The following is a 26,059-nucleotide window of genomic DNA, read 5'->3' as shown; positions in this document are numbered from 1 at the left end:
AGGTGAGCCATGGCGCGTTCCGGGCGTAGCCACCCCAATCGGCCGATCGTCGTGCGTGCAGCCGCATTTCCGATGCTGACGCAGGTCGTGGAGAGCGACCAGGTAAGGCCGATGAGCGCCGCCCGCTCCCGGATCACAAGCTGCCTCGTCGAAACTGACCAAGTGCGCCCGATCACCGGCACGAAGATCGGGCTGCTGCGCCAGGTCGTCGAGACCGATTCGGTGAGCGCGCTGGTTGCATCCAAGCGCTCCCAGCTGGGCCAGGTCGTCGAAACCAGCCTGGTTAGGCCGATGCAGCGCACCAAGTGGCGAGTGCTGTTCAAGGTCACCGAGACCGACACGGTGTTCCTGTTCCGTAACAAGCCGATCCTTAGCCGCGTCGTCGAAGCCGACCAGGCCCGCCCGGTCACCGGCACGAAGATCGGGCTGCTGCGACAGGTCGTCGAAACTGGGCAGGCCAGGCCCGCCCAGTTCGCCCGCGCTGGGCGGCTGGCCCGCCTCGTCGAAGCTGACCAGGTGCGCCCGCTCACCGGGACGAAGGTCGGCGTCCTGCGACAGGTCGTCGAGAGCGACAGCGTCGGGCTGTTGCTGCGCCGTACCCCGCCGCTGTGGGTGGGACTGCCGTGGCGACGCTGGTCGGCACGCTACATCGGGAGGAGAGGTCGAGTGGAACCGATCAGCAGTGAATCCCGCGAATGGGTTCCCTTCTTCGTCGGCAACGCCCTTGGTAGCGAACCTGCGGAGATCGCATTCACCACACCTGGCGTAGAACCGGTCGAAAGCGACTGGCGGGCAGCTTCGTGGGCCGGACAGAACTCTGATGGCGCGATCGCTCAGGTCCTGATCGGGCCTGGCACAGCGTCGGCTCTGGCAGCTGGCACCTACCAGGGGTGGGTCCGCGTAACCCGACCCGACGAAAGGCCGGTACTGCCCTCCGGCCTGGTCCCCATCATCTGAGAGGTCCCTTTGTACCCAAAGCCGAGCGTCGGCCGCATCGTCCACTACGTCTCCTACGGAACCCCAGGGGGCGAGTACACCTCCCAGTGCCGGGCTGCCTGCATCATGGAGGTCGCCCCTGACGGGAACACCGTGGGCTTGGCCGTACTGAACCCGACCGGTATGTTCTTCCACTCCCTGGCGCAGGGAGGCTGCGAGCATCACGAGACGTACGGTGTCAACCCGCCCGCACGCCGTGGGGGCACTTGGCACTGGCCTGAGCAGCTCTGATCAACCTCCGCACCCAGCCCGCAAGCGTTTCCGCTTGTTAATTGTCACGTAGCTGACCACCCGTCTGCGGGGATCCGCACGGCCCAGTTGCTCCATTTCACGAGCTTCACGGCTCGCCATTCCCGCAAGCGATTTCGCTTGCAAGAAGGGAGGTGGCGGTGCCGCTTCCCGACCGTGATATGGAATGGCCCCCGCCCCACACACGGCAAGAGAACCGCCTGTACGCCCAGTGGGGGGCCTGGTACTCAGGCGACCCCGACCGCCTGTCGCAGGTGTACGGCGCAGGCGTGACGCCGGGCCTTGGCCTCGACCTGAAAGGCTGGGACCGACCGCTTCAGTACGCCGGCGGCGTCGTTGGCCGGGTGGCCCGCTGGTTCTGGGGATCGCCGATCCCTGCCGGTCAGTCGCGCAGCACCAAGCTGCACGTCCCGATCGCCTCCGACATCAGCGCCACCAGCGCCGACTTGCTGTTCAGCGAGCCGCCGACACTGCGCGTCCCCGGCAAAAAGGGCCAGGCCCGCCTTGACCGCATCCTCGCGGACGGCGGCGTCTACAGCATGCTGCTCGAGTCCGCCGAGATCGGCTCCGCCTACGGCGGCGTCTACCTGCGAGTCGGGTGGAACAGCGAGGTCGCCGACTACCCCATCCTCGACCTGGTCCCAGCCGACGCTGCCGTACCGGACTTCGCCAACAACCGGCTCCGCGCAGTCACCTTCTGGAAGGTCGTCCACGAGGAAGAAAAGGCGGTCTGGCGCCACCTCGAACGGCACGAGCTGGGCCGGATCTACCACGGGCTGTACCGCGGCGACCGTGAGCGGCTCGGCATGCAGGTACCCCTTGAAGATCACCCGGAGACCGCTGGGTTCGCGGAGATCGTGGACGCCGAGGGCGGCCTGGACACCGGCTACGACAAGGGGCTGCTCACCTACTACGTGCCGAACATCAAGCCTCACCGGCTGCTGCGCGGCACCTCGCTCGGCCGGAGCGACTACAGCGGCGTCGAGCCGCTCATGGACGCACTGGACGAGACGTACACGAGCTGGATGCGGGACCTGCGTCTCGGCAAGGGCCGGATCATCGTCCCCGAGGTCTACCTGGCCAACACCGGTCGAGGCAGGGGATCGACGTGGGACCCGGACCGGGAGGTCTACTCGGGGCTGGGCATGATGCCGCCCGCCAACGGCGGCCCCAGCATGATCACCATCTCGCAGTTCGACATCCGCGTCGCCGAGCACAAGGAGACCGCCCGCACCCTGCTTGCGCAGATCCTGCGCGGTGCGGGTTACTCCGTGCAGAGCTTCGGTGAGGCTGGCGACGGCCAGGCCGCCACGGCGACGGAGATTCACTCGCGTGAGCGCAAGTCGTTCGTTACCCGACAGAAGAAGGTCAACTACTGGACCCCAGCGCTCGCCTGGTTGGGTGAGGCGCTCCTGTCCATCGACTTGGCGGTGTTCGGGACGAAGGTCGTCGCGGAGCGTGCCCAGGTCGAGTGGCCAGACGGCGTTATGCCCGACCCGGAGGCGCTGTCGCGGACGCTGGATATGTTGAATCGCGCCCAGTCGGCCAGCCTCGATACACGTGTGCGCATGCTTCATCCGGACTGGGACGAAGGCCAGGTCAAGGCAGAGGTTCGGCGCCTGCGTGACGAGCTCGGGCTGAACCTGCCCGACCCGGTCGAGCTGTCGGAAACGTACGTCCCGGGCGATGGCGACGAGTAGCGGGCCCACACCGGCGCAAGCTGTCCAGCAGGCGTTGGAGCGGGCTCGGCTGGTGGCCAACATGTACGCGGAGTCGGAGAAGCTCCTGGCGGAGAAGATCGCTAAGTATGCCACCGGGGGCGATGACGAGCAGGATGGCGGACGCTGGCAGGAGCAACGGCTCGCGCAGATCAGCCAGCTGCGCAAGGAAGCGCAGCGGATCGTCAAACGCCTCGACTCGGTGGCGAAGAAGGCCGCCGAACGCGCCGTGATCGAGTCCTACCGCGACGGCATGGATGCCGCTGTGGTGTCGGCCATGCTTCAGGTTCACGAGGAGAAGCTGACCAAGCGGTTGAACAAGGTCCTCAAGGATGCCCGGAACCTGGGTTCCAAGAACCTCATCAACCCTGGCCAGGGCGTGAACGAGCTAGCACGGCAGACGGTCGACAAGCTGTCGTCGCTGCACTTGTCGGCATTGCGCGTGGTTGAGGACATCTACCGCAAGACCATCGCCGACACAGCGGGGGCGGTGCTGACTGGCGCTCGCACCCGCAGGGACGCGGCCCGTGACGCTCTGAAGCGCCTCGACTCGGTCGCGCCGTTCCGGGACAGCACTGGTCGTGCATGGAAAATGTCCACCTACGTGGACATGGCCATGCGCACTGCCACAGCCCGAGCCGCGGTAGATGGTCACCTCGCCACCATGCGCGATGCGGGCCTAGACCTCGTCATGGTGTCCACCACGCCATGGAACTGCTCCAGGTGCGACCCGTGGGAAGGCAAGATCCTTACACAGACCGGGGCGGCCGGGGTCCGCACGATGGAGCACGCCGTTGACGACGGCACGCAGGTTGAGGTGGACGTGGCCGCGACCGTAGCTGAAGCCCGGCTGGACGGCCTGTTTCATCCGAACTGCCGCCACTCGCTGTCGGTGTTCCTTCCCGGCGTAACTAAGGCTCCGACGAAGATGAAGGCGCTGCCTTCACAGAAGAAGTGACCGGCGACCGCGCCAGCCTCTCCATCCCCACCTCTTGACCTCGGATGGCCCGCCCCGTGCGGGCCATCCGCATGCCCAGCTCTGTGAGCTGTGGACCCCTGCTCGCGCAGCACGCAGGACGGCGGCGAGCAGCTTCCCCCAGATCACGCCGGACAGCCCGCAGGCCGGGCGCGGCAACCCGCAAGCGATAGCGCTGGCGGATATTCAGGCTGCCCGCAGGCCGGGCAGCGTGCGCAGCCCGTAGGCCGGGCGGCACCCACTGAACAAGGAGCACATCTTGGATCCCGACGAGAACGACAAGCCGCAGGACCCGCCCGCGCCAGAACCGGCACCCGAGCCGACTCCCGAGCCTGGTCCCGCACCGGACGAGAAGGCCAAGACCGACGCGCGCAAGATCGACGACCTGCCCACTTGGGCGCAGGCGGAGCTGCGCCGAGCCCGCATGGAAGCTGTCAACGCCCGTAAGGCCGCCGAGGAGCAGAAGGCCCAGCAGGGCCCCTCTCCCGAGGACCTGGTCTCCCAGGCGCAGAAGGACCTGGCCCAGCAGATCGGCAAGGCACTCGGCCTTGTGGCCGAGGAGGAGACGCCTCTCGACCCGCAGCAGGTGATCGAGAAGCTGACCGCAGAGAAGGACAGCACGGCCAAGGAGCGGGACGCCGAAAAGGACCGGCACCGCAGGGCCTTGATCGAGCTCGCAGTGCACCGGGCGAGCACCAAGCTGGGCGCCGACCCCGACGCCCTACTCGACAGCCGTTCGTTCCTGCGCAACGTGCGTGAGATGGACCCCGACGGAGACGGCTTTAGCGCCGCGCTGACCGGGGCGATTCAGAAGGCCGTCGAGGACAACCCTAAGTTCAAGGCGGCCGGCACGTCCGGCCCACCTGCTAAGAGCGGCGGCGAGTTCACCGGGGGTCCCGGTGCGCGCGCCAGCGACCCCGAGCAGATGACCACCGACGACTTCCGCGCCTTCCGGCGCAGTAAGAAGTCCTCTGACTAAGCCGCAAGCGGTTCCGCTGGCGACTTCCCATGCCTAAGGAGGGGCATTCGTGCCTAACAACTTTCTGACGCCGAACGTGATCGCGCGAGCGGCGCTTGCCACCCTGTACGAAACCTGCGTCATGGCGCAGCTCGTACACCGGGACTACGACGAGGACTTCGCGTCCAAGGTCGGCGACACCGTCAACGTGAGGAAGCCCGCAGTCTTCGAGGCCAAGGAATTCTCCCGCGCGAACGGAATCGAGATCCAGAACGCCCAGGAAACGGGCATTCCCGTCACCCTCAACCATTTCGCCGACGTCAGCTTCGCGGTCACGGCTGAAGACCTCACCCTCCGCATTGAGGACTTCGGTGTCCAGCTGCTCAACCCGGCGATGGAGGCGATCAGCCAGAAGATCGACCGGGACATCCTCGCCCTCCGGAACGACATCGTGCAGGAGGTCGGCCGAACCGGCCAGCACGCCGCCAACCCGCCCGGCGTCAACGTCTTCCTCTACGACAACCCGCGTACGGCGATCGATGCCCGCCGTGTGCTGAACCAGCGCAACGTGCCGGCCGCTGACCGCCACCTGGTTGTCGGTCCTGAGATCGAGGCTAAGTGGCTCGGTGACGAGCTGTTCCATCGAGCTGACGCGCGCGGTGACACGGACGGCCTTCGTGAGGCGTCGCTGGGAAGGCGCGTCTTCGGATTTGACCCCTACCAGACGCAGAACATCAAGGTGCCTGACCAGGTGACCGGCGCATCCACGACCGAGGTCGGCGTCGCCTTCCACCGGACCGCTTTCGCGCTGGTCACGCGCCCGCTGGTGCTGCCCCAGGGTGCGGCTAACGCAGCGGTTGCCTCCTACAAGGGCTTCGGTCTGCGCGTGGTCATGGACTACGACATCGACCTCAAGCAGGACGTCGTCTCAATCGACTGCCTCTACGGCACCAAGACCATCGATCCCAACCGCGCGGTGCTCATCAAGGGCCCCAACGTCGCCTAACCAGCGCCCCCACGCACATTCGAGCCTGCCCACCTGGCGGGCTTTTCGCATTTCAAAGGAGGACACGCGATGTCGTACAAGGCTCGGCTCACCGAGCGGGTCCTGACCCTGAAGGCCCCCGCCCCCGGCACCCACATCCTGTGGCGAGCACCAGTCGCCTGCAAGGTGAAGGCCATCCGCGCCTACCGCCTGGGCGGCACTGGCGCCACCGTCAACGCCCAGAAGAACGGCAGCAACCTCCTGGCCGCGGACCTGTCGGCCGCGGCTGCGGCCACTTGGGTCTCTGCCAGCCCTACTGCCGCTGTGGGCAAGCTGGCCCCTGGCGACACGCTCGCCGCCGTGGTGGTGACGGCAGGGGGCGCGCCAACCGATCTCACCATTCAGATCGACGTCGAGCTGGACGCCAACGGCTGATGTTCGTCTACCGCAACTCCAGCACCGGCCAGGTGGTCGAGCTGCCCGAAAGGGATGTCCGGCTCGACCACCTCGACGTGTGGCTGCTGATCGCTGAGCCAGCTCCCGAGGACATCCCGGACCAGGTCCTCGACCCTGAGCCGGAGCCCCGGCCGGAGCGGCCGTCCGAAAACGACAACAAGGCGGCCTGGGTGGTCTACGCCGTCGCCCGCGGCATGGCCGAAGGCGACGCCAGGTCCCTGTCCAAGGCCGCACTCATCGAGGAGTTCGGCCGAGATGACGAGGAGGATCACTGATGGCTCGCGCTGAAGCCACCATCACCCCTATGCCCCGAGCGGGCCTTTCGGTCGGAACCGCGCCAGTCAACCCGGCAGTCGCGGACGGCCTCATGTTCACCTGGTCAGACCGGCGGATGATCCGCATCAAGAACACCGACGCCGCGCCCAAGACCGTCACCCTGGTCATTCCCGGCGCGATCGACGGCCAGGAGATCCCTGACCGTGACTACATCATCTCGGCCATCAACGGGGATGTCCTCATCCCGCCGCTTCCCGCCGTCTACCGGCACCCGGACGGCAAGGTGTGGATCAACTTCTCCGCCATCACCGGTGTCTCGGTCGCCATCTACGAGCTTCCGGCCTGAGCCGTGCTGGTGTATGCGACCGCGCAGGACTACGCGGACTACACCGGCCAGATTGCGCCGGACGGGATCGAGCAGGCGCTCGCGCGGGCTTCGGAACGCATTGACGAATTGCTCATGGGCGCGGTCTATGCGGTCGACGCCATCGAGATGCCCACCGACCCGAAGATTCGGCAAGCAGTACGGCAGGCGACATGTGCACAAGTGGCCTGGTCGATCGCGGTCGGCGACCCTTACGGCGTCGCGTCAGCCTTCAAGAGCGTCAGCATCGGCTCGGTGAAGCTGGACCGCGCCAGCGGGGGAGCAGGAGACGGACCGCCGCGGTACGCCCAGGACGCTCTGTCGATCCTGCGCACAGCCGGTCTTTTGCCGGGCATCGTCATCGACGGCCCCCGCTGGTAGAGAGGCGGGTGCCCTGGTGACGACCCTGCCTGGCTGGCTGCTGCGACACACCGCCGTGATCAAGCCGTTCGAGGGTGACTCGGCCTATGGACCTGTCTACGGCCCGCCGGTCGCGGTGAGGTGCCTGGCCGACGACGAGCGCCGCATGGTCAGAGACGACAAGGGCGTCGAAGTCGTCTCCGAGATCACCATCTACATGCTGCCTGGGACCCGGTGCCCTTCCGGATCCCAGGTGACGGTCAACGGCCGAACCACCACCGTCCTTGCTTCCTACACCCGCGACGGCGGCGGACTCCCCACCCCGGACCACGTGGAGGTGGTGTGTCAATGAGCCGTGCCGAGTTCAACGCGAAGGTCACCCCCTACGAACTGACCGTCAAGGTCAACCGGGCCGCAGCGCGCGGACTCCGGATGGGCGCTGAACACGTGCTCCAGGTGTCCCGGACACAAGTCCCGATCGACGAGGCCACCTTGGAAAGGTCTGGCGCTGCCAGCGTGGACGACGCGTCGCTGACGGCCGCGGTCTCCTACGAGACGCCTTACGCGCTGGTCCAGCACGAGGACCTCGACCTGAAGCACGCGCCAGGCCGTAAGGCCAAGTATCTGGAGGACCCTGCGCGCGATGAGGCCGACATAGTCCGCGCGCTGATCGCCGCGCAGATCCGGCGAGCGCTGTCATGACCTTCACCCGAGATCTTCTGTCCGGCCTGGCCACCCTGCTGGCCGACGCCGGAGCAGGGGACTGGAACCCGTCCGGCATCTACAGCGACGACCAGACCGCGATCACCATCGGTGGACTGCCCGCCAGCCCGGACATGGCCATCACACTCACGGTGTACGGCACCGGCCGCGCCGGCGACGACCTGACCCAGTCCGACACGAACACCCAGATCCAGATCCGCATCCGCGGCAAGGCCGATCCCCGCGTGGTGGACGACCTGGCCGACCTAGTGTTCGACGCGCTGCACGGCCTGTCCAACCACACCTTGGACACAGGCGTATACGTCCTGCTCGCGCAACGCCGCATCGTCGCGCCAATCGACCGTGACGCCAACGGGCGGTGGGGCCGCGCCGACTCGTACGAGCTGCTCGTCGACCGCCCATCGCCCCACCGCCACGGATAACTCACAACCCAACCCGCAAGCGAAAACGCGTGCGGGTCTTCCGCATGCCCGAAGGAGCAAGCACATGGCGCTTCGCAGCCTCCTCGCCAAGGACTGGACCCTGGAAGTCAACACGTCCAGCACAGCCGTACCCGCCTGGACCACGGTCAAGGGCCTCACCAAGGTCGAATTCACCCTCGACAGCGAGACTGAAGACGACAGCGACTTCGACAGCAACGGCTGGGCGAGCGAGGTCGTCACCCAGCGCAAATGGTCGCTGGAGATCGAAGGGCGCCGCAAGCGCGACACCGGCAGCGCCTCGTTCGTGCCCGACCCAGGCCAGGAGGCCCTTCGCAGGGCCGGTCTCGTCGTCGGCATCAACGCCAACGTCGAGATCCGCTGGTATCGCAAGGACGGAAGCCCCGACGCCTTCCGAGGAACCGCCGCCGTGCAATACAAGGGCGCGGGCGGCGAGGTCACCGACCTGGAGCCCTTCGAGTGCGAGCTGACCGGCCAGGGCGAGCCCGTCGAGATCGACAACCCGGTGGCGGCCTGACCTCGATGGCGAAGTTCACTGACCTCAACGAGTTCTTCCACGACGGCCTAGACCTCCCGGTCGGCGGCAAGGTCTACCACGTGCCGCCCGCCTCCGCCGAGGTCGGCCTGTTCTGTCACAAGCTGATGGCGGCTGGGATCAGCGCCGCCAACGGCCAGGAGATCGACGCCGCCGACCTTGACGACGACGGAGAGAAGGATCTGTACCGCCGGGTACTGGGCGCCGTCTACGACGAGCTCATCGCCGATGGGGTGTCCTGGGCGAAGATCAAGCATTGCGGCGTCACGGCGTTCCTGTGGATCGCCAGTGATGAGGACACCGCGGCCAAGTACTGGCGGGCCGACCCGGAAGCGGCAGCCCCGAAGGCGAAGGCTCGGGCGGGCCGATCGACCCGGTGACGGGGCTGCGCGAATGGTATGACGCGGATGACGGCCTGGCCGTGGAAGGTAATGCCGTCTCCTGGGCTGACCTGCTGGAACGGTGGGCCCTGGTCGAGGCCGACCTGCACACCGAGTACGGCGTCGACCTCGGCCAGCCTGACCTTCTTCTCAACCGCACTTGGCGATGGCTGCGCGTGCGCATCCTCGGCCTGTTGTCCGCCGACACGCGGACCACCCGCTCTCTCACCCCCGAAGACCGTCACCACCGGAGGTGAGCCGTGGCGTTGAACGTGGGCGAGCTGTACGCGACGCTCGAATTGAAGGACCGCCTGACCGGTCCGCTGGGCAAGGCCACCGCCGGGATCAAAGTCAAGGCGACCGGCATCCACGCGGCGATGATCATGGTCGGGATGGCCGCCGTGCGGATGGCGGGTGCGGTCGCCTCCGGTGCGTCGAGAGCTGGGGCCGCATTCGTCTCAGCTGGCGCGATGATGGCGTCGGCGGGCGCGAAGAGCGCCGGGCTGCTGGCGGGTGTCGGCGTGGCTGGCGTCGCTGTTGGTGGCGTTCTCGCAAGCGTTTTCGCTGGCATTACTGCTGGGATTGCCAAGATTGGCATCCAGGCGGCGATGTCCGCGCCCCAGGTGAAGGCCGCATTCGCTGACCTGAAGTCGAGCGTGCAGACCGACCTGGCGGACGCGGCATCGGTGTTCCAGGGGCCGCTGATCGCAGCTGCTGGCCAGCTCAAGGGCATGTTCTCTTCCCAGATCGCGCCCGCGCTGGCGGACATGTTCAAAAGCCTATCGCCGCTGATCGGCCAGTTCACGGCCGGGCTGGGCAGCTTCCTAACGCCGATGCTGCCCGCGATCCAAGGCGTCGTCGCGGCGGTCACGCCCATGCTGTCGGCGCTGGCTGGGTCGATGGGCACCTTCGGCTCGCAGCTGGCCGGATTTCTCGCGCCCATCTCGCAAGCGCTTTCGCAATCAAGTGGGCTGCTCTCTACACTGGTAACCGGTATTGGCAGCATCCTACAAGCGCTAGCCCCTTTGCTTGCGGCTTTCGTCGGGTTGGCCAACCAGGTCGCCGGTCCGCTCATGAGCGGGCTGACGCTGGTGGCGCAGACCCTGTCGGCGCAGCTCGGGCCAGTGATCACACAGCTCGGCCCGATCATCGGGCAGCTGATCACGCAATTCGCGCAGATCGCCGTTGCGCTGATCCCGCTGCTGCCGCCGTTTCTCCAACTGGCCGCCACGCTGGCGTCAGCCCTGATGCCGGTTCTAACCCAGATCGTGCAAGCGCTGGTATCGGCTCTCCAGCCGATCCTGGTGGCGCTCCAGCCCGTCCTTGCTGCTCTGGCAGAGGTCTTTGGCCAGGTCATCACCGCCCTGATGCCGATTCTGCCGCCGATCTCTCAGCTGATCACCGCGCTACTACCGGTGGTCGTCACACTGGTCAAGGCGCTGACGCCGATCTTGACCATGCTCGCGACGGTTTTCGCCAAGATCGTCGGCGCCGTCACCCCCTTCATCGCACCGCTGGTCCAGATAACAACCGCGCTTCTTCCGCCGCTGATTTCCCTGGTCCAGGCCGTGGTCAAGCTCTTCCAGGGAGATTTTCAGGGGGCGCTGAAGGTCGTCCAGGACGCCTTCTCGAACGCGGGCAAGGTCATCAAGGACGCCTTCCTCAAGATCATCGATCTGGGGAAGAACCTGCTAAGCGGCCTGTGGGAAGGCATCAGCACCAAGGTCCAGTGGTTCCTGAACAAGATCGGCGCGTTCTTCGGCAACCTCCTGCCCGACTGGGTCAAGGACATCCTCGGCATCCACTCTCCGAGTCGCGTGTTCGCCGCTATCGGCTCGTTCACGATGCTCGGCTTCGCCGAGGGCGTCTCGTCCGAGCAGCCGGCCATCCTGCGCGCCGCTGACCAGGCGACCAGCGGGTTCGGGGCTGCGTTTCGCGCCGGGCTCGCCCGCGAGTCCAGCGGCCTGGGCGATGCGATCAGCGGCGCTATCCCCGACAGGGTGGGCATCATCCCGCCCGGACTCGGGAGCGCGTTTCGCGCCGGGGGTCGCCGAGCGGGGAGGGTTCCAGCAGGGGCCACCCGCCTCGCGGGCACCCAGGTCGGGGGCACCGCCTCGGGGAACGTGACGGTGAACGTCACCAACATCCACCCCCAAGCGGAACCGACCAGCCGCACGGTGAATCGAGGGTTGCAGTACGCCGCCATGATCGGCCTCGCCTGATCCGCATCGCGCAAGCCGGACGGGAGGTGCGCGGTGGCGATCAACGTCGGCGAGCTGTTCATTCTGCTCGACCTGCGCGACACCATGTCCGCCAAGCTCCAGCGGGCGTTCGTCCGGAGCCGCGCGTCGGCCACGGACTTCGGGGACCGTCTCGGGCGGGTGACCGGCGGCGCGGTCCAGTCGCTCACCTCCACTGCCGTCGCGGCGACCGCCACGGCGGTCAAGTTCGCGGTCCTGTCCGCGGCTGCGGTCTCTACGGCCAGCCACCTGCAAGCGCTCGGTGCCGCACTGGCTCCAGCGGGCGGCATCATCGCCGCCCTGCCAGGGGTGGCCGCGCTGGGCGCCGCCGGGCTGGCCACGCTCGCGCTCGCCTTCCGCGGCGTCGGTGACGCTGCGGGGGCGGCGCTCGGCGACGACGAGGAGAAGTTCGAGAAGGCGCTGGCGGGCCTGTCACGCGAAGCCCAGGGCGCGGCGCGGGAACTACGGCAGCTCAAGCCTGTCATCGACGGCTTGCGTTTGTCGGTGCAGGACGCCTTCTTCGCTCCACTCGCGGGGCAGGTCACAGCCGTTTTTGATGCTCTTTCCGCAAGCGTTTCCGCTGGCATGTCAGCGGTCGCGGCTCAGTTCGGCCTCGCCGGACTGGCTGTCGCTGACTTCCTTCGCACTGCCGACACCGCCGCCGCGCTGGAGGCTGTGTTCGGGTCGCTGGCCAGCGCCATCGCCGATCTCACCCCAGCGATCCAGCCCGTCGCCGCAGGGCTTCGGGACCTGGTGGTGGTCGGCGCGTCGTTCTCGGCCGGGCTCGCGCCCGGCATCGCGAGCGCAGCCGCCCGCTTCGGCGACTTCCTGAGCACGGCTGCGGCCTCCGGTCGCGCGCTGGCCTGGATGACTGGCGCGGTCGAGGTGTTCAAGCAGCTCGGCACGGCGGCCCGCGATGTGGGCGGCATCGTGACCGGCGTGCTCGGCGCGCTGCGCAGCGCCGGTACGAGCGCGCTCGGCGTGATCGGACAGGTGCTCGACGGGGTCAACCGATGGGTCAACTCGGTTGAGGGCCAGCGGGTCCTGGTCGAGGTCTTCGCAGCGCTCGGCAGGGTCGGTGAGGCTTTCGTCCCGGTTGTGCTCGCGGTAGCGAGCGGCCTGGCCGAACTGGCGCCCGTCGTCGCTGATCTGGCTGTGCAGCTGGGTCCGGTGCTGACGGACGCCATCTCGGCCGTTGCCCCTGCTCTTGCCGACCTCGGTCCAGGAGTGATCGCCGTCGTCGAGGCGATAGGTCTCGCCGTGCAGGAGCTCGGCCCCGCGCTTTCCCCCATCGCAATCACGCTAGCGGAACTGCTTACGGCAGTCGCGCCGCTGATTCCCGTGGTGGCGGACCTAGCCTCGATCATCGTGCGCAGCCTGGCCGCTGGGGTGCAGGACATCCTGCCGGACCTGGCCCGCATGGTGTACGCCTTCACCGACGTCGTCTATGCGGCGCTGCCGCTGCTGCCGCCCCTGCTCCAGCTCGCCACAGACCTGCTGCCGGTCATCGCCGACCTGGTCACCGGCGTTGCACGACTCCTGTCTGGCGACTTCGCCGGAGCGCTCACCGCCGCGGGCTACGCGGCCATCGGCTTCGTGACCAGCATGGGCAACATCGGCTACCTGCTGCTTACCGGCCTGTGGGACGGCATCGTGTCGGCCGCAGCCTGGTTCAGAGACGCGATCTACAGCTTCTTCTCGTCGATTCTGCCGGACTGGGTGCGCGACGCGCTCGGCATCCGCTCCCCAAGCCGTGTATTCGCCCAGATCGGACGCCAGACGATGCTGGGAATGGCGGACGGCATGACGAACTCCACCGGGCGAGTCCTGGCCACGGCCGGAGGAATCGCGGCCCGGTTGGAGAAGTCGTTCGCTCCGAACCTGGCCGCTTCCATCGCCTCAACGGGGACGGTCGCGTCGGGCGCGAGCCGTACTGCGGGGCCGGTCAATATCACCGTCCACACCTACAACCCGCAGGCCGAACCAACCTCGTCCACGATCAACCGCGGACTGGCGTACGCGGGCATGCTGGGGGTGCTCTGACCTTGCCAACCTACACACTCGATGGCGTAGCACTGGATCATCCGGCAGGCTGCTGGAGGCTCAAGAGCGGTACCCGACGCCGTCCGCTTCCCGCCGCCCGGTCGGTGTCGGTCAAGATGCCTGGCCGGTCGGGGGAACTCCCCATGGTGGGCCTCGATCTGGAGACCACCACGATCCCGCTGACCTTCGGACTCACCAGCCGGACACCGTCCGGCGCAGACGGCGGGTTCGAGCAGTTGGAAACCAACCTTGAGGCGCTCACTGCCTTGATCGGCGTCCGCCACCGCCTGATGACGCTCACCTACACCGCGGGCTCCATCGTCCGCGTCGCCCAGGTCGCACTCGACTCGGTGTCCGAGCCGGAGGTAGACGTCGGTTCGGCCCGCGGGCGGCTCACAGCGGTCTTCAAGATACCCGGTGTCTTCTGGCGAGACCCGATCACGACCACGTGGGCAGGGAACGCGAACGCGGCCGAGCAGCCCGTCACAACGCTGGCCGGGTCAACCGGCGAGGTGACTGACGCGCTGCTCCGCTTCACCGGCCCTGCCGTCAACCCCGTGATCACAGACGTAGCCACCGGGGACACCATCACTCGGCCCTCTGGCCTGACGGCCGGGCAGCGTCTCCTGCTCGACTGCGGCCAGATGAAGGCACGCCTGGTCACCACCGACACCTGGGACATGAGCGCGGGCACAGACGTGACCGGCCAGATCCAGGCCACCGGCCCCGGCTCGGCGTACCACTGGCTCCACCTCACTCCTGCGGTCGGCGTGGCCGACCCGTTCTCGCGCGTCGTGCTCATCACGAGCTCGGCGACTTCGACCACCGCGGCCTCCCACGTGGAGATCCGCGCTCGACGCTCCTATTTGTGAAGGAATCCATGACCGGCACAACCGCGCCGCACCAGCACTCCGAGTACACCCATTTCGGGCAGCGAGGCTTCGCCCAGACCATCCCCACCTACGCCAGCGCCACCGTGCTGGCCAGTGCCAACGTGCCAAACCTGATCGCGGTCGCGATGACCCTGCCCGCTGGCCGGGAGACCAACGGGTTGTCTGTGGCGACCATCCCGGAGTCGTTCGTCGCCGGTACGTGGCGAGCGGCGATTTACGACGCCACCGGTGGGGACTACCTGCCTCTGGGCGTCACCCAGGCCGCGCCTACCGACAAGAACCCGTGGTGGTACGCGTCCCTTCCGCGCCCCATCCCGGCCGTTGACCAGCCGCGCTCGATCTGGGTGACGGTGGAGACCACCCAGGCCGAGGGTATGGCGCTGCTGGTGCACAAGCCGTATCTCCCCCAGCTCCTGGACGGCCTGTCCTACGCCACATCCGACCACACTGAGCTGCCGGCGCGGCTGGCCTTCCACGGGTGGAGCGCGAACAGCCACATCCCGGTAGTTGCCCTGAGCTAACTGCGCTTGTAGTCCACTGCGGCAAGTCGGTGCCCCTTCGGAGAGTGCGGGGAGGGCGCCATGTATCTCAGGCTCGCCATCTACGCCCCGAACGGGGCACGGATGGGCGTTCTTCCGGCAGTTCTCGGCACAGAGATCGGCTGGCCGTTCAACGACGTGCCCGCGCTCAAGCTGATCCACAGCCAAGCTGGTCCGGGGAGCCACCTGCTCGCCGACCCGTGTGAGATTGCCGTCGAGGTCTCGAGAGACGGGGTCGGTTGGGCTGAGCCCGCCGACTCCCGGTTCCTGCTGATCCGGCGTCGTCTCGATCTCACCGACAAGGCGGCCATCGAGCAGTTCGACCTTCCGGGCTATGTGTGGATGCTGCGCAAGCTCGTCCTGTACCCCGGCAGTCAGCCGCTGGTCGACGGCAAGCGGGCGTTCCTCAGCGCGACGCCGGGTGCGATCCTCGCCACGTTCCTGGCCGAAGGGCAGGCGCGCGGCACACTGTCTGGGTTGACGTGGAGCTTCACCTCCACTCACGACTCCGCTGGCCAGCCGTGGGCCAAGATCCTGACGATCTACTACGAGCCCGGCCTGGACGCGCTCACCACGCTGATCAACCTGGCCGAGCAGGGCGTCTGCGACTTCTCCGTACAGGGGCGCGAACTGCGCGCCTATAACTCCGACACAGCGTTGGCGCGTGACCTCGCGACCGGGCCCGCGCCGGTAGACCTGCGCCATGGTCGCGACATCACCCAGGCGCCCGATATCGGCACCCTGGAAGACACCGCCTCCGCTGTCCTGGTCGTAGGCGACAACGAGTTCCAGCAGACCTACACCAACCCGTCAGCTGCCGCGCCGTGGGGACGGTGGGAGCAGTACGTGGGCCAGGGCGGCGTGTCCGACCCTGGTACGGCAGCGCTGCTCGCCGACGCAGCGCTTAAGCGCGCCGAGCACGAGCGGGTGCAGCGCACCCGACAGATCAGCCTGGCGGCGGCACGCTGGACGCCAGTCCTGGACTACCGGCCTGGTGACCGGGTGCTCGCACCTGGCGCGGACGGTCGGTTGGAGTCGCTGCGGGTACGGCAGATCACCCTTGTTCGTGACCAGTCGGGCGTGATCTCCGGCAACGTCGTCCTCAACGACAGACTGCTCGAACAAGACATCCGGCTCGCCCGCCGTACGGCGGGCATCGTCGGCGGCTCGACAGCGTCCGGCGGGTCAGGGGCACGTCCGGCGCCCTCATCGCCCCGGCCGCGCACCCCCGCCGCGCCCGCCGGTCTGATCGTGGAGGCGCAGGCGTACATCGACTCGGCAGGCGTCCCCCAGGGCCAGGTCACCGCTACCTGGGGTGCGGTCGTCACCGACGTCAACGGCACAGCCGTCGAGATTGACGGCTACGAGCTGTTCATGCGCGTCAACCAGGCGGGCGCACCGTGGTTCCTCGTCGCACTGACCCAGGCCGACGACACGAACGCGACCTACAGCCCGCTCGTGATCGGCGAGCAGTACGCGTTCAAGGTCAGGGCCACCAACCAGGGGGCACGCGGCGCGTTCTCGGCGCAGCAGGTGGTCACGGTCCCCGACGACGTCGATGCGCCGCCCGTGCCGACGCCCCCTTCGCTCTCGACCCGTCTCGGCGTCATCCACGTCGGATGGGATGGGCACGGCGTCGGCGGTGTCCTCATGCCGTCCGACTTTGCTCGCCTCCTGGTGTGGATGCAGGACCCGCTCGCGCCCGGCTGGTCCGACGTCGGCTACCTGGAGCAGGCGGGCGGCATCGTCGTGCCCGGCCAGCCGTACGGCCAGGACAGAGAATTCCGGTTGACCGCGGTGGATCGCTCGGGGAACGAGTCCGCGCCGTCGAGCTCGGCCACGATCGCGGCCGTTCAGCTGGTGTCCGGGGATGCCGCGGAGGGCTCGATCACAACTGGACACCTGGTCGCCAACGCCGTTACCGCGGTGAAGGTTGACGTCGGCGCGATCCAGGCAGCCCACATCGGAGCCAATCAGGTAACGGCGGGCAAGCTCGAATCGGTGCTGACGCTGTCCACCCGGATCGTCGCGGGCAGCGCGGCCGGGGCCCGGGTCGAGCTCAACAGCACCGGGCTGGCCGCCTACGACTCGGGCGGCGTCCAGACGGTCTCCATGTCCTCGGCGACCGGCAGCGTTTCGCTCGTGGGCCAGCTGGCCTCCGGCGTGACCGGGGCGCGCGTCGTCATCAACCCGTCCGGCGCGACCGTCCCAGAGTTGCGCTTCTACCCCGGTACTGGAGCCAATTACTCGCGCATCTACAGCGACGGCTCGCTCTTCCCCGGCGAGGCCACGCTCATCACCCTGTCTGGCACGAACGGCAGCACCGCCGAGACCAGGGTGATGCACGCGGCTGGCGCCTACCACGTGCGGGTCCGTGACCCGGCCACGACCTTTGACAACGGCGGGTTCCTCGCGCTGGAGGAGTCACAGTCGCGGGTCGGCTTCAACCGGCACGCTACCGCACAGCTCCAGCAGCTCACCTTCCTCCCGGCCTCAACCCGGCACACCGGGACCTGGTCCTACAACGGCGGCGACGCCGGGCTCGTGATGAGCACGGTCACCATCCCCGCCAACCAGGCCGGAGCCACCTTCACCTACGGCCCGACCATGGCCAGCGCCCCGTTCGTGGTGGCCACCATCGACGTCGGCTCGACCGGCAGCCCGCGCGTCGGCGCATGCGTGTCAGCCAGGACCACCACCAGCGTCTTCGTCAGCCCCACCACGACGCAGGTCGTCTCCATCACCGCCCAGCTCTGGGGCTGGCGCACGTAACCAAGGAGCACTGAATGCAGGACCTGAGTATCGAGGCCGAGCGGATCATCACCGTCCTCCGCCGCCGCATCGACGAGCTGAGCTACGAGAACGTCGTTCTGTCGGTCGCGGTGGACCAGTTGCAGGAGCGGCTCGCCGAGCCGATCCGCAAGAACGCGAACTGAACCGCATGGCGGGCATGAACGGAGGCCAGCCGTGCAAGTGATCATCCCGGGGGAGCGTCTCCGGTTCGGGATGCGACTCGTTGCCCACGCCCCGAACGGGCCCCGGCTCGGGCTTCTGGGAGAACCCCTGAGCTGGGACGCCGGACTTCCGCTCAACGACGTGCCGAGCCTGGAGCTGACCTACACCACCCACGCTCAAGGCGCGGCCTGGCTGCGCGAGCCATGCGAGGTGGCGCTGGAGTACAGCGTGGATGGCGGTGCCTGGATCGAGGCCGCCAACAGCAGGTTCCTGAGGATCAAGAGGTCCGGAGACGCGACCGACCAGACCGGTGCGCGCCGCTACTCGCTGCCCGGATGGGCGTGGATGCTGCGCAAGCTCGTCCTATATCCGTCACTCGACATGGTGGACGGCAAGCGCCAGTTCAACGCCGTCCGCGTCGGCCACATCCTGACCACGCTGATCAGCGAAGGAGCAGGCCGCGGCACACTACCGGGCCTCGGCGTGGACTTCACGGCCACCCACGACTCCGCAGGCCAACCCTGGTCGGCCGAGCTGACCATTGGGCTCGAACCCGGAACCGATCTGCTCCAGCTCCTCATCAACCTGTCCGAGCAGGGCGTATGCGACTGGCAGATGACCGGCCGGGTACTGCAGGTCTACAACGAGGGCACCGCGTTGGGCCGCCAGCTGGCCGCCGGACCGGCGCCGGTCGAGCTGGTCCTGGGGCGCGATATCGACCAGGCCCCCGACGACGCCACGCTCGAAGATGCAGCCTCGACCATCCTGGTTGTTGGCGAGGAGGGGCTGCGCGTCGAGGTCACCAACCCTGGCGCGGTCGCGCCATGGGGTCGTTGGGAGGCATACCAGTCTCAGGGCGGCGTCAAGGACGAAGGGACTGCGCGGCTTCTCGCCGGGCAGGCGCTGGAACGGGCGAGCCGGGAGCGGGTGCAGTTCACTCGCCAGATCAAGCCGCAACAGGCACGGTTCCTGCCGCTGGCCGACTACCGGCCGGGTGACACCATCCGGGCGCCGGGGGAGGAGGGCAAGCTCGACGCGCTGCGGGTTCGGCAGATCACTTTGTCCCGGGGTGATGACGGCGTCGTGGGCGGCAACCTCACGCTTAACGATCGCTTTTTGGAGAGGGAGATCAAGATCGCCCGCCAGGCTGCGGGCATCCTCAACGGCGGCGTCTCCAGCGGAGGCAACGGCGGAGATCCCGGTGGGGACAGCGAGAACCGCGTCCCGGCAGCTCCAACTGGCCTTCTCGTAAGCCCTTCCGCTTACCAGGACGACGAGGGCTATACCTACGGACAGATCACCGTCTCCTGGGTCGGCGTGACCACCGACATCAACGGCACGCCGCTCACCGTTGATGGCTACGAGCTGGTCGGACAGACCCCGCCCGGCACTGGGGCGACGCGTGTCTTGGCGATCTCGACGAGCACGAGCGTCACCTACTCGCCGCTTGAGCCGAAGTCGCGATGGCAGTTCGGCGTCCGAGCCACCAACCAGGGCACGAAGGGCCTGGTCGCGGGCACCGCCGTGATCACTATCCCGGACGACGAGACGCCGCCGCACGATCCATCCACCCCGCAGGTGGACTCCCGGCTCGGGATCTTCCGCATCGCCTGGGATGGATTCACCAGCTCAGGTACCGGCATGCCGCGCGATTTCGCGCGGGTCCTGGTGATGATGCGTGACCCACTCGACCCCGCCGACGAGGGCCACCAGGTCGAATGGCTGGAACGAGCAGGAACCGCCGTGGTCCCCGGCCAGCCGTACCACGTTGACCGGGAGTTCTGGCTGCTCGCCATCGACAGGTCAGGCAACCTGAGCGGCGCTTCGGCTCACGTCATCTCGCAAGCGAAACCGCTTGTGGATACCGACATCATCGGCCAGGTCATCAACGGCGCGACCGCCATCATCGACGGCACCGTCCCGGCGAACGCGAAGATCACCGCAGGCACGATCACAGGTGGACTGATCCAGGCGTTGGCGATCAACGCCGGGCACCTCAATGCCAACAGCGTGACCGCCGACACGATCGAGGCTGGTGCGATCCAGACGGCACACCTGGCCGCCGCTGCGATCACTGCTGACAAGATCGCAGCAGGCTCGATCACCGCGTCCAAGATCGACGCGGATGCCCTCAACGGCAAAATCATCACCGGGCCGATCGTGCGCAGCTCGGCCACCGGCCGCCGCTGGGTTCTCGACAGCAGCACACTCGACCTGCGGTTCTACCCATCCGGCGGGTCCAACTACTCGCAAATCTACGCTCAGGACTACGGCGGCGAGGCAGCGGTCTACCTGACCACCAACACCTCCTTCAGCAGTCAGCAAGCCCAGCTCCAGGTGTCGTCGGGGCTGATCCGGCTGGGCATGGTCGGCAACGGCAGCCCATCCGGTGGCGGGCTGGACATCGCCTCCACCTACGCCCGCTACGGCTACAGCGCGGGAAGCAGCTACAGCGAGGCGTCTATCTACTTCGACGGCACCGGCGGCCGATGGACCATGAAGGGCAAGGTGTATGAGTGGACCACGTCCAGCCCTAACGAGACGGTCTGCGCCGGATCCGGCGTCCTGTCCTCCGGATACTCCGGGACAACGATCACCTACGGCCCGACCATGCTCGACAACATGGGGCCGATCGCGACGATCCGCGACGGCGCCCGCACCCCGAACTTCTACTGGTGCGAAGACGGCTCCAGCAAGTCCGGGTTCTCTCTGGAGTGGAGCCAAGGCGGCGGCGTCTACTCGGGCAAAGCCTTCTACTTCTGGTCCTTCCGCCACCCCGGGTCGGAATGACGCACACCTCACCCAAGAAAGGAACGGCATTGGCGGCAGAAGTATGGAAGGTGTGGGATGCCGAACTCGGCTACACCCCCACCGACTTCACCCAGCTACGAGAAGGACAACCGATCCCTCCGCGCGATGGCGCGGATCCGCTGTGGGGCGTGAGCAGGGTCGATGAACAGGGCAACGCCAAGTTGCACCTGTTCCCGCACATCACCTTCGAGTGGCGGTGTGCCGAGTACGGGTTCGACCCCGACGACATCGCGACCATCCTCGATGTGATCTTGCATGAGCCGTGGATTCCCAACGCTGACGACCCGCTCGCGCTCACCGACGAGCGCGCGGCGAAGATCCTTGCTGACATCCACGGCCTGCCCACCTGCTGGACTCCGGGCGTCAGCGACGAAACCCGGCGCCAGGCACACCTGACCCGCATCGCTGCCGTCAAGAGCCACAGCGCGCGACTCGAACCCGAGACGCTCACGATGCGGCAGGGAGTCATCGACTACCTCGGGATCGACGCCACCCTGCCGGAAGATCCGCTCGCCCCGCTGCATCAAACCCGGCTAGACCCCATCCGGGTAGAGGCCCGCAAACTCGCGCTCGCGCGCTACCGGGACCGGCGCAGCAGCTTCACTCCTGTTTCGATCACGTCGAAGCCCCCCTCGACCTTCGCGGGCCGACGCCCCTGGCCGGCTGCTAGCACCGGGGCCGCAGAGTGACGGGAATCCTCTGGCTAGACGTCTTCGTCACCATCACGATCGTCGGCGGCGCGCTTGGCCTTCTGGCACGCGCGCTGACCAGCCTCGCCCGCCGATTGCGCCGCCTATCGCACTTCCTGGACGACTGGAACGGCGAGGAGGCCCGCCCTGGCGTGCCGTTCAGGCCGGGGTTCGCCGAGCGGGTGGCACTGATCGAGGCCGAGCTGAAGCCCAATCACGGATCGTCGCTTCGGGATGCGATCAACCGCGTGGAAGACGGCGTGCGTCGAGTCGAGGACGGCCTAGCTGCTCATCTCCAGCAGCACCGCGATGCGCTCTCCTCTGTGGTCGAAGCTCCCGAGGACACGCCCCCCACACAATGACGATCTTCCCGACAGACGGCGGTGTGCTCGTCGTACTCCCTTTCCACATACCGAGCTCGGCGCTCGGAATCACCGTCGCCGAGTGGCTTCACCTTGACCCCGCACAGGAGGTGACCAATGTCCGAACCGACTGAGGAGCAGCTCGTGGCCACAGGGGTGGACCAGCGGCCGTGGGGCCCGACCGAACCCGACGAAGAGCACGTCCTGCGCGCTTTGGGCTACGTCCTCAACCCGTCGACCGGCATCTACGAAGGCGATCCCCACGACGAGGACGGAGAAGACGCATGAGCATCGGCACCATGCTCGCCGCCGCGCGCGCAACACTCGGCACCCAGGGCCGCCCCAACCCGATCACCCGCGCGTATGCGGGACGACACGGCGCCCTCTTCCTCACCGCGCCCTGGTGCAACATGAGCGTGACCGAGTGGGCACGACGATCCGACAACGCTCCAGCCGTACTGCCGCGCGGCGACCGCGCCTACACCGTCTGGCACGCCCAGGACGGTAAGGAACTACGCCTCTGGTTCGCCGGTACGGCCGACAACCTCCGCAAGCACGCCCGCCCCGGCGCGATCGTGTTCTTCGACTGGTCCGGCAGCGACACCATCGGCGCGATCGACCACGTCGGCATCGTCGAACGCAACCTCGGCGACGGCAGAGTCCAAACCATCGAGGGCAACACGGGCGACGCCTGCCGACGCCGCGTCCGGGCCGCAAGCGTTATCGCTGGCTTCTGGAACCCGCCCTACAAGACGCCGACCAAGCCCTCCCAGCCTAAGCCCCAGCCCGAACTCGATTGGATGGAGGAGATCGTGAGGAAGCTGCCCACCCTCTACTACAACGGAGACAAGCCGCTCAGCGGCTGGCACGTCAAGACCCTGACGTGCCTGCTGGAGGCCCGCGGCTACCCCGTGCCGGACACGGTCGACGCCACGGTCTTCACCCGCCACCACGACCGGCAGCTGCGCGAGTTCCAGAAGGCCGCGGGCCTGGCGGCCGAAGCTGGCCGGACCAGTCCTCCGACATGGGCTGCCCTGCTCAAGGTGGCCTGACGTGGAACAGGACGGCGCCGCCGCCCAGCCGGACAGCTTCGAGACCCCGGTGGACGTCGCCGAGGTGGAGCACATCCTCGACGAGCTGCACATGCAGCGTGTGCCGGGCGTGATTGACGAGACGAACTAACCCCGGATATCCCTTCGCCCCGCTCGGCGCGGGGCTTTCGCATTTCTAGGAGTGATCATGTTTCATGCGTGGATTCTGTCGCTGTGGCGCACCGTCGTGCCGACTGCGGTAGGCGGTCTGCTCGGGTGGCTCGCGCTTCGCGGCATCACCATTGAGGGCGTCACTGCCGAGCAGCTCAGCGCTGGCGCGGTCGTGCTCGGCACCGGCCTGTACTACGGCGTCTTCCGGGCGCTGGAGCAGCGTTGGCCCGCGCTCGGCGTCCTGCTCGGCTCGACCAAGCAGCCGTCTTACACACAATCGCAGCAGCGGCCCTTCCGATACGACCAGTAAGATCATCGCGTCTCACGTCCCGGCACCTTGAACGAGGACATCCGTGAGACCCCGGCATCGTGAGGTGCCGGTCTACGGCGGCCCGGCCTAGGACAACGGGCCGCCGACGACGCGGGGTGACGCAGTCAGGAAGCGTGCTGGCCACATAGCCAGAAGTCGCCGGTTCAAATCCGGTCCCCGCCACCAACGACGAAGGCCCGGTCATCCGTTGAGGATGACCGGGCCCTTTTGCCGTGCGCCGCTACTGCCGAAGGAACGCGTTGACCACCATCGGGAGACTCGCGTCGAGGCCCGCGATGTTCAGCACCCCCTGGTCGCGCGGGTCGCCGATCGTGTGCCCCGCAGGTGTCATCGCGGCTACGACCACACGGGCCTGAGCCGACGTGGTGCGCCGGTAGGACTCCAACGCCTGCGACGGGTGCGAACGTCCCGCCCAGCTCTCGCTGTCCGTCAGGACGACGAAGCCCTCCACCTCCATGCGCTCCCTGGCCGCCCAGGTGAAGGGGAGACTCAGGTCCGTGCCGCCGCCAGACGGCCGCCACGACTTGATCTCCCGCAGGTTCGTGCGCGGCGTGACGCGTGAGGGGTGGACGCTCGTGTCCACGTCGATGACGTGCGCATTGCCCTTCTCGATCCTCGCCAGCATGACCGCCATCGCACAACCGACCTCGTACGGCGTGCCGATCGCCGAACCGCCCACCACGACAAGGCCGCCATACCAGCCGCCCGACATGGACCCCGAGGAGTCCACCGCGACCAGCAGACGACTGCCCGAGGGCTCGACCGAGCCGAACGACAGCTCGTACGTCTCCTCCAGGGCATCCATGAGAGCCGGGACCGGCGCCCAGGTGTGTGCCTCGGCACGAGGGTTGGGCTGCGACCGGCCCGAGCCGTACACGCGGAGCGCCAGGAACACGTCCATCGGATGGATGCGCGCCCGCAGCAGCGCATCCCGGTCGGTGAGACGCGCGACCGCGCGACTGGTGGCGTCGGCCATCGGCCGCAGAGTGCCCAGGCGGGTCATGCGTGCCAGGTTCCGCAGAAGAGCAGTCAAGCCGACCGTGTCCACCAGGGCATCCCACACCTCCGGCTCGCGCAGCAGGTCACTGGGCAGGAACTCCCACGGCACACGCTCCTCGGACACGATCCGGACCGCCTGCTTCACAGTGGTGACCGCCTTCGCGGTCAGGAACCGGTCGAGCGCGGGCAGCTCGTCACGCGCCTCGTCGTCGGTGAGGTTCCCAGCAATCCACCCGAACAGCGTCTTCCGCTGCGCGGAGTCCGCCGTCGGGTGGGCGATGCGGAGCACGTCGCGCAGATCGAACGCCTCGCCCTGCGGTGTCTTGCGCTGCCGCGCCTTGACCGCCTTGAACGCGACATGGTCGACATCGCCCTGAAGGAACCAGGAGCCGAGCGCGGTCCGCAGCGACCGACCGACGCGCGGAGCCGTACCACGCGGGGTCGGCTTACCGCCCAGGCTCTTGTGGTAGCCGAAGAACTGGGCGAGGTGGTCGGTCGTTCGTGCCACCTTCGGCAGCGCCACCTTGGCCGCCTGGCGGGTCGCGGCGTCCCCGCGGGCGTAGCAGGACGCGAGCGCGAACAGCGCAGGCCGCTGCTTCGGCGCCCGCGGCGGGTGCGCGGTGGAGATGTCAGTGAGCAGCGCGACGACGCGCGGGCCGTCCTCGGCGATCGCCTGGAACAGCACGTCGGCGTTGTCCGCCGTCAGCTTGTCCTCACCCACGTAGTAGGTGCCACCGGTTGTGCCCAGGATCAGGAAGTCCTCGACGCGCTGCCACACGTCTTTGCCGAAGGTGTAGCCTCCCGCGTTGTTGCGCACCATGTCGGCAGCCCGACCCGGGATGGGCTGCGTCTGTGTCGTCGCGAAAGCGGAAACGCTTGCGAGAGGGTCACGGTTGCGTGCCATCCGGCACCTCCTTGTGTTCGACCCGCCAACGGCGGATGCAGCGGAGGGGAGGGGCGGATGTGGTGACGCCTACCGGATCAAACCGCAGTCCTGCCGTTGAACGACACCCTCATGAGCCGGGCGGCGGGGACTCGAACCCCGCATTGGCGGTACCTGGAGATAACCGGTCAGCTTCGACCCGCCCCTCCCCGTGCTCGTCAGCCCTGCCGATGCCATGGATATGGCACTCCGCACCGGGTGCCCAGCCGACCTGGGCCGTGGCAGCCTTGACGGGGCTACCGCAGGAGTCGAACCTGTACCTCACCTAGATAACCGGCAGGATTCGACCCATGACATCGGCGGGACTGACGAACAATGCGGTCTGGAGAGGGCACGGATGTGGGATGTCCAACGGCGTTTAGGTGCTCTGCCAACTGAGCTACTGACCCAAAAGTCAGACAGGACTTGAACCTGCGACAACCCCGTTAATAGCGGATAACCGGCGGACTTCGACCCGTGCTCCCACCAGACCGCACCAACGATCGCAAGGCCGGGAGCGTGCGCGGATATGGTCTCGACGCCGGATGGTGTCTTCTTAGCAAAAAGATAACCGGCGGCCGTTCGACCCGCGCCCGCACCGAGCCTGACGATCAGGACGCTGAGGGAAGCGATTTCGCTTGCGAGACTAGCCGGATC

The 26,059-nt window shown here is 67.5% G+C and carries 29 protein-coding genes; 28 read left to right on the top strand and 1 reads right to left on the bottom strand.

What is annotated here, in order from left to right; all coding sequences use genetic code 11:
* The first annotated feature begins 9 nt into the window (after window positions 1–9).
* The 28 genes from ACIBG8_RS07215 to ACIBG8_RS07080 all read left to right on the top strand — a co-directional run bounded on the left by ACIBG8_RS07215 (window position 10) and on the right by ACIBG8_RS07080 (window position 23,460).
* Window positions 10–957: a hypothetical protein gene (locus ACIBG8_RS07215; RefSeq protein ID WP_397341677.1), complete on the top strand. Its 948-nt coding sequence runs from the start codon at window positions 10–12 to the stop codon at window positions 955–957.
* Window positions 958–1,514: 557 nt separating this feature from the next.
* Complete coding sequence (locus tag ACIBG8_RS07210; protein ID WP_397341676.1) at window positions 1,515–2,945, top strand: phage portal protein; 1,431 nt, start codon at window positions 1,515–1,517, stop codon at window positions 2,943–2,945.
* Window positions 2,932–3,921: a phage minor capsid protein gene (locus ACIBG8_RS07205; protein ID WP_397341675.1), complete on the top strand. Its 990-nt coding sequence runs from the start codon at window positions 2,932–2,934 to the stop codon at window positions 3,919–3,921. The genes ACIBG8_RS07210 and ACIBG8_RS07205 overlap by 14 nt, the downstream gene beginning before the upstream one ends.
* A 277-nt stretch (window positions 3,922–4,198) precedes the next feature.
* Window positions 4,199–4,918 (top strand): hypothetical protein, encoded by a 720-nt coding sequence (locus tag ACIBG8_RS07200; protein ID WP_397341672.1) that lies wholly within the window; start codon window positions 4,199–4,201, stop codon window positions 4,916–4,918.
* A gap of 49 nt (window positions 4,919–4,967) precedes the next feature.
* A complete protein-coding gene (locus ACIBG8_RS07195; RefSeq protein WP_397341671.1) occupies window positions 4,968–5,903 on the top strand; it encodes a P22 phage major capsid protein family protein in 936 nt (311 codons plus the stop codon).
* 69 nt (window positions 5,904–5,972) lie between these two features.
* On the top strand, window positions 5,973–6,317 hold the full coding sequence (locus ACIBG8_RS07190) for a hypothetical protein (protein WP_397341670.1): 345 nt from the start codon (window positions 5,973–5,975) through the stop codon (window positions 6,315–6,317).
* The gene (locus tag ACIBG8_RS07185; RefSeq protein WP_397341669.1) at window positions 6,317–6,613 is read left to right on the top strand and encodes a hypothetical protein; all 297 of its coding nucleotides are present in this window, start codon (window positions 6,317–6,319) and stop codon (window positions 6,611–6,613) included. The genes ACIBG8_RS07190 and ACIBG8_RS07185 overlap by 1 nt, the downstream gene beginning before the upstream one ends.
* Before the next feature lie 92 nt (window positions 6,614–6,705).
* On the top strand, window positions 6,706–6,960 hold the full coding sequence (locus tag ACIBG8_RS07180) for a hypothetical protein (protein ID WP_397341667.1): 255 nt from the start codon (window positions 6,706–6,708) through the stop codon (window positions 6,958–6,960).
* Window positions 6,961–6,963: 3 nt separating this feature from the next.
* Window positions 6,964–7,359: a hypothetical protein gene (locus tag ACIBG8_RS07175; protein WP_397341666.1), complete on the top strand. Its 396-nt coding sequence runs from the start codon at window positions 6,964–6,966 to the stop codon at window positions 7,357–7,359.
* Window positions 7,360–7,375: 16 nt separating this feature from the next.
* Window positions 7,376–7,690: a hypothetical protein gene (locus tag ACIBG8_RS07170; RefSeq protein ID WP_397341665.1), complete on the top strand. Its 315-nt coding sequence runs from the start codon at window positions 7,376–7,378 to the stop codon at window positions 7,688–7,690.
* Window positions 7,687–8,040: a hypothetical protein gene (locus tag ACIBG8_RS07165; RefSeq protein WP_397341664.1), complete on the top strand. Its 354-nt coding sequence runs from the start codon at window positions 7,687–7,689 to the stop codon at window positions 8,038–8,040. The genes ACIBG8_RS07170 and ACIBG8_RS07165 overlap by 4 nt, the downstream gene beginning before the upstream one ends.
* Window positions 8,037–8,483 carry a minor capsid protein gene (locus ACIBG8_RS07160; RefSeq protein WP_397341663.1) on the top strand — a complete coding sequence of 149 codons (447 nt, stop codon included), beginning with the start codon at window positions 8,037–8,039 and terminating at the stop codon, window positions 8,481–8,483. Before ACIBG8_RS07165 ends, ACIBG8_RS07160 begins: the two co-directional genes overlap by 4 nt.
* A 64-nt stretch (window positions 8,484–8,547) precedes the next feature.
* The gene (locus ACIBG8_RS07155) at window positions 8,548–9,018 is read left to right on the top strand and encodes a phage tail tube protein (RefSeq protein WP_397341662.1); all 471 of its coding nucleotides are present in this window, start codon (window positions 8,548–8,550) and stop codon (window positions 9,016–9,018) included.
* A gap of 5 nt (window positions 9,019–9,023) precedes the next feature.
* The gene (locus tag ACIBG8_RS07150; RefSeq protein ID WP_397341661.1) at window positions 9,024–9,416 is read left to right on the top strand and encodes a hypothetical protein; all 393 of its coding nucleotides are present in this window, start codon (window positions 9,024–9,026) and stop codon (window positions 9,414–9,416) included.
* Window positions 9,413–9,673, top strand: a complete 261-nt coding sequence (locus ACIBG8_RS07145; protein WP_397341660.1) for a hypothetical protein — start codon at window positions 9,413–9,415, stop codon at window positions 9,671–9,673. Before ACIBG8_RS07150 ends, ACIBG8_RS07145 begins: the two co-directional genes overlap by 4 nt.
* A gap of 3 nt (window positions 9,674–9,676) precedes the next feature.
* A complete protein-coding gene (locus ACIBG8_RS07140; RefSeq protein WP_397341659.1) occupies window positions 9,677–11,638 on the top strand; it encodes a hypothetical protein in 1,962 nt (653 codons plus the stop codon).
* Window positions 11,639–11,671: 33 nt separating this feature from the next.
* Window positions 11,672–13,699 (top strand): hypothetical protein, encoded by a 2,028-nt coding sequence (locus ACIBG8_RS07135; RefSeq protein WP_397341658.1) that lies wholly within the window; start codon window positions 11,672–11,674, stop codon window positions 13,697–13,699.
* A gap of 143 nt (window positions 13,700–13,842) precedes the next feature.
* The gene (locus ACIBG8_RS07130) at window positions 13,843–14,571 is read left to right on the top strand and encodes a hypothetical protein (protein WP_397341657.1); all 729 of its coding nucleotides are present in this window, start codon (window positions 13,843–13,845) and stop codon (window positions 14,569–14,571) included.
* Window positions 14,572–14,579: 8 nt separating this feature from the next.
* The gene (locus tag ACIBG8_RS07125; protein WP_397341656.1) at window positions 14,580–15,113 is read left to right on the top strand and encodes a hypothetical protein; all 534 of its coding nucleotides are present in this window, start codon (window positions 14,580–14,582) and stop codon (window positions 15,111–15,113) included.
* Between the two features lie 60 nt (window positions 15,114–15,173).
* Entirely contained in the window at window positions 15,174–17,903 is a 2,730-nt protein-coding gene (locus ACIBG8_RS07120; protein WP_397341653.1) for a hypothetical protein, read from the top strand.
* Window positions 17,904–17,917: 14 nt separating this feature from the next.
* The gene (locus ACIBG8_RS07115) at window positions 17,918–18,067 is read left to right on the top strand and encodes a hypothetical protein (RefSeq protein WP_397341652.1); all 150 of its coding nucleotides are present in this window, start codon (window positions 17,918–17,920) and stop codon (window positions 18,065–18,067) included.
* 31 nt (window positions 18,068–18,098) lie between these two features.
* On the top strand, window positions 18,099–20,876 hold the full coding sequence (locus ACIBG8_RS07110) for a hypothetical protein (protein ID WP_397341651.1): 2,778 nt from the start codon (window positions 18,099–18,101) through the stop codon (window positions 20,874–20,876).
* 29 nt (window positions 20,877–20,905) lie between these two features.
* On the top strand, window positions 20,906–21,586 hold the full coding sequence (locus tag ACIBG8_RS07105; RefSeq protein ID WP_397341650.1) for a hypothetical protein: 681 nt from the start codon (window positions 20,906–20,908) through the stop codon (window positions 21,584–21,586).
* Complete coding sequence (locus ACIBG8_RS07100) at window positions 21,583–21,948, top strand: hypothetical protein (protein WP_397341649.1); 366 nt, start codon at window positions 21,583–21,585, stop codon at window positions 21,946–21,948. Before ACIBG8_RS07105 ends, ACIBG8_RS07100 begins: the two co-directional genes overlap by 4 nt.
* Window positions 21,949–22,065: 117 nt before the next feature.
* Window positions 22,066–22,236 carry a hypothetical protein gene (locus ACIBG8_RS07095; protein ID WP_397341648.1) on the top strand — a complete coding sequence of 57 codons (171 nt, stop codon included), beginning with the start codon at window positions 22,066–22,068 and terminating at the stop codon, window positions 22,234–22,236.
* A complete protein-coding gene (locus ACIBG8_RS07090) occupies window positions 22,233–23,000 on the top strand; it encodes a CHAP domain-containing protein (protein ID WP_397341647.1) in 768 nt (255 codons plus the stop codon). Before ACIBG8_RS07095 ends, ACIBG8_RS07090 begins: the two co-directional genes overlap by 4 nt.
* 1 nt (window position 23,001) lies before the next feature.
* Window positions 23,002–23,130 carry a hypothetical protein gene (locus tag ACIBG8_RS07085; RefSeq protein WP_397341646.1) on the top strand — a complete coding sequence of 43 codons (129 nt, stop codon included), beginning with the start codon at window positions 23,002–23,004 and terminating at the stop codon, window positions 23,128–23,130.
* A gap of 51 nt (window positions 23,131–23,181) precedes the next feature.
* Window positions 23,182–23,460 (top strand): hypothetical protein, encoded by a 279-nt coding sequence (locus tag ACIBG8_RS07080; protein WP_397341645.1) that lies wholly within the window; start codon window positions 23,182–23,184, stop codon window positions 23,458–23,460.
* Window positions 23,461–23,701: 241 nt separating this feature from the next.
* Here ACIBG8_RS07080 and ACIBG8_RS07075 read toward each other — a convergent pair whose 3' ends face one another.
* Window positions 23,702–25,300 (bottom strand): TROVE domain-containing protein, encoded by a 1,599-nt coding sequence (locus ACIBG8_RS07075; RefSeq protein WP_397341644.1) that lies wholly within the window; start codon window positions 25,298–25,300, stop codon window positions 23,702–23,704.
* Window positions 25,301–26,059 lie beyond the last annotated feature (759 nt).

The sequence above is a fragment of the Nonomuraea sp. NPDC050556 genome (assembly GCF_044457355.1).
Taxonomy (GTDB): domain Bacteria; phylum Actinomycetota; class Actinomycetes; order Streptosporangiales; family Streptosporangiaceae; genus Nonomuraea.
This window is presented reverse-complemented; position numbering and strand designations above follow the sequence as displayed.

Coding starts and splice junctions, on each gene's coding strand:
- ACIBG8_RS07155 (WP_397341662.1), top strand. CDS start 8,548: ATGGCGCTTCGCAGCCTCCTCGCCAAGGACTGGACCCTGGAAGTCAAC.
- ACIBG8_RS07120 (WP_397341653.1), top strand. CDS start 15,174: ATGTATCTCAGGCTCGCCATCTACGCCCCGAACGGGGCACGGATGGGC.
- ACIBG8_RS07190 (WP_397341670.1), top strand. CDS start 5,973: ATGTCGTACAAGGCTCGGCTCACCGAGCGGGTCCTGACCCTGAAGGCC.
- ACIBG8_RS07180 (WP_397341667.1), top strand. CDS start 6,706: ATGTTCACCTGGTCAGACCGGCGGATGATCCGCATCAAGAACACCGAC.
- ACIBG8_RS07160 (WP_397341663.1), top strand. CDS start 8,037: ATGACCTTCACCCGAGATCTTCTGTCCGGCCTGGCCACCCTGCTGGCC.
- ACIBG8_RS07075 (WP_397341644.1), bottom strand. CDS start 25,300: ATGGTGCGCAACAACGCGGGAGGCTACACCTTCGGCAAAGACGTGTGG.
- ACIBG8_RS07185 (WP_397341669.1), top strand. CDS start 6,317: ATGTTCGTCTACCGCAACTCCAGCACCGGCCAGGTGGTCGAGCTGCCC.
- ACIBG8_RS07215 (WP_397341677.1), top strand. CDS start 10: ATGGCGCGTTCCGGGCGTAGCCACCCCAATCGGCCGATCGTCGTGCGT.
- ACIBG8_RS07165 (WP_397341664.1), top strand. CDS start 7,687: ATGAGCCGTGCCGAGTTCAACGCGAAGGTCACCCCCTACGAACTGACC.
- ACIBG8_RS07205 (WP_397341675.1), top strand. CDS start 2,932: ATGGCGACGAGTAGCGGGCCCACACCGGCGCAAGCTGTCCAGCAGGCG.
- ACIBG8_RS07150 (WP_397341661.1), top strand. CDS start 9,024: ATGGCGAAGTTCACTGACCTCAACGAGTTCTTCCACGACGGCCTAGAC.
- ACIBG8_RS07095 (WP_397341648.1), top strand. CDS start 22,066: ATGTCCGAACCGACTGAGGAGCAGCTCGTGGCCACAGGGGTGGACCAG.
- ACIBG8_RS07125 (WP_397341656.1), top strand. CDS start 14,580: ATGACCGGCACAACCGCGCCGCACCAGCACTCCGAGTACACCCATTTC.
- ACIBG8_RS07115 (WP_397341652.1), top strand. CDS start 17,918: ATGCAGGACCTGAGTATCGAGGCCGAGCGGATCATCACCGTCCTCCGC.
- ACIBG8_RS07090 (WP_397341647.1), top strand. CDS start 22,233: ATGAGCATCGGCACCATGCTCGCCGCCGCGCGCGCAACACTCGGCACC.
- ACIBG8_RS07130 (WP_397341657.1), top strand. CDS start 13,843: ATGGTGGGCCTCGATCTGGAGACCACCACGATCCCGCTGACCTTCGGA.